1 protein-coding gene is annotated in these 2735 nt (G+C 66.6%); it reads left to right on the forward strand.

Features of this window, described 5'->3' with window-relative positions; all coding sequences use genetic code 11:
- The coding region (locus Q0627_RS03015; RefSeq protein WP_298807638.1) for a class I tRNA ligase family protein at nt 1-2615 on the forward strand (2615 nt) is incomplete at its 5' end.
- Nucleotides 2616-2735 lie beyond the last annotated feature (120 nt).

Raw genomic sequence — 2735 nt, forward strand, 5'->3', positions numbered from 1 at the left:
GCTACCGGGTGCTGCCGTACTCCTGGTACGAGCAGACTCCGCTGAGCAACCAGGAGTCCAAGCTCGATGATGCCTATCGGATGCGGCAGGACCCGGCGCTCACCGTGCGCATGCCGATCGTCGACCCCGGAAACCCGCTCGACGGTGTCAACGTCGTCATCTGGACCACCACTCCGTGGACCTTGCCGTCCAACCTCGCGGTCGCCGTCCACCCCGACGTCGAGTACGTCCACGTGAAAGCCGATGACGGGCAAGAGTATCTGCTCGCCGAGGCCCGACTCGGCGTGTACGCCAAGGAATTCGGCGACCCCGTTACCGTCGCGTCCTATCGGGGCCGCGATCTACAAAACCTTTCGTACACACCGCCGTTCGACTTCTTCGCCGGGCACCCCAACGCGCATCGGGTGCTCCTGGCCGACTACGTCACCACCGACAGCGGCACCGGTATCGTGCACCTGGCGCCGGCCTTCGGTGAAGAGGACATGGACGTGGCCGGCGCCAACGGCATCGAGGTGGTGCAGCCGCTCGATCAGGGCGGAAAGTTCACCGCGCAGGTGCCGCCGTACGAGGGCCTGATGGTCTTCGACGCCAACCCGGTGATCATCAAGGACCTCAAGGCTGCGGGCAAAGTGTTGCGCCACGAGACCATCGAGCACTCCTACCCGCACTCGTGGCGGTCGGGTCAGCCGCTGATCTACATGGCGGTGCCGTCGTGGTTCGTGGCGGTGACCCCGATCAAGCAGCGCATGCTGGAGCTGAATCAGGAGATCACGTGGTCGCCGTCGCATATCCGCGACGGCCAGTTCGGCAAGTGGCTCGAGGGTGCCCGCGACTGGAACATCAGCCGCAACCGGTACTGGGGTGCGCCCATCCCGGTGTGGGTCTCGGACGACCCGGAGTTCCCGCGCGTCGACGTCTACGGCAGCCTCGACGAACTCGAAGGCGACTTCGGGGTGCGTCCGACCAACCTGCACCGCCCGTACATCGATGAGCTCACCCGGCCCAATCCCGATGACCCGTCGGGCAATTCGACGATGCGCCGGGTTCCGGAGGTGCTCGACTGCTGGTTCGAGTCGGGGTCGATGCCGTACGCACAGGTGCACTACCCCTTCCAGAACAAGGGCTGGTTCGACGGTGACACGTCGTCGGGGGAGGTACCGCACAATCCGGGCGACTTCATCGTCGAATACAACGGGCAGACCCGTGGCTGGTTCTACAATCTGCACGTGCTGGCCACCGCGCTGTTCGACAGGCCCGCGTTCAAGAGCGTCATCGCCCACGGCATCGTTCTGGGTGACGACGGTCAGAAGATGTCCAAGTCCAAGCGCAACTATCCGGACGTCAACGAGGTCTTCGACCGCGATGGCTCCGACGCGATGCGCTGGTTCCTGATGGCATCGCCGGTGCTGCGCGGCGGCAACCTCGTCGTCACCGAACGCGGTATCCGGGAGGGCGTGCGGCAGGCGTTGCTGCCGCTGTGGAACGCCTACAGCTTCCTCCAGCTGTACGCCGACCGCCCGGCAACCTGGCGCACCGACTCCGAACATGTTCTCGACCGGTACATCCTGGCCAAGCTGGCCGCCACCCGGGATGCGATGACCGAGGCTCTCGACGTGTACGACATCGCCGGTGCGTGCGAGTCGTTCCGCGAGTTCGTCGAGTCGCTCACCAACTGGTACGTCCGGCGTTCGCGCTCGCGCTTCTGGGCCGGTCAGGATACCGACGCCGACGCCTTCGACACGTTGTACACGGTGCTGGAGGTGGCGTGCCGGCTCGCGTCGCCGCTGCTGCCACTGGCCACCGAGGCCATCTGGCGGGGCCTGACGGGGGAGCGGTCGGTGCATCTGACCGACTGGCCGGAGGCCGGCGACCTGCCCGCCGACGCCGAGTTGGTGGCTGCGATGGACGAGGTGCAGGCGGTGTGCTCGACGGCGTCGAGTGTGCGCAAGGCCAACAAGCTGCGCGTGCGGCTGCCGCTGCCCGGGCTGACCGTGGCCTCGCCGACGGCCGAACGCCTTCGTCCGTTCACTGACCTCATCGCCGACGAGATGAACGTCAAGTCTGTGACTCTGGCGACCGACGCGGACAGATTCGGCCGTTACGAGCTGACCGTCAATGCCCGCGCCGCGGGCCCGCGTCTGGGCAAGCAGGTGCAGCAGGTGATCAAGGCGGTCAAGGCCGGAAACTGGTCGGTGCGCACCGAATCCGACGGTACCGAGGTGGTCTCCGCCGACGGTGTCGACCTCGCCGACGGCGAATACTCGCGCAAACTCGTTGCGGTCGAACCGGATTCGACGGCCGAGCTGCCGGGCGGTGCGGGGCTGGTGGTGCTCGACACCGCGGTTACCGAGGAACTGGAGGCCGAGGGCTGGGCCAAAGACCGGGTCCGCGAACTCCAGGACGCCCGCCGCTCATTGGATCTCGACGTCTCCGACCGTATCGAGGTCCGCCTGGTGGTACCCGCCGAACGCATCGACTGGGCCCGGCGCCACGCCGCCCTGATCGCCGGTGAGGTCCTCGCCGTCACCTTCGACGTGGTGCCCACCGAATCCGGTTCCGGCGCCATCGAACTCGGTGACGGCGTCACCGCCGACATCACCAGGTCCGGCTCCTGACACGTTGCCGCCGCGGGCCCTCACCCGCGGCGGCAACACTCCTCACCCGAAGCAGTGACCCCACATCTTGATCCCTGAGGCCGAAGCGACGAAGCAGTGATCAACCTTCTTGATCCCTGA

The sequence above is a fragment of the uncultured Gordonia sp. genome, assembly GCF_937858515.1.
Classification (GTDB): Bacteria; Actinomycetota; Actinomycetes; order Mycobacteriales; family Mycobacteriaceae; genus Gordonia.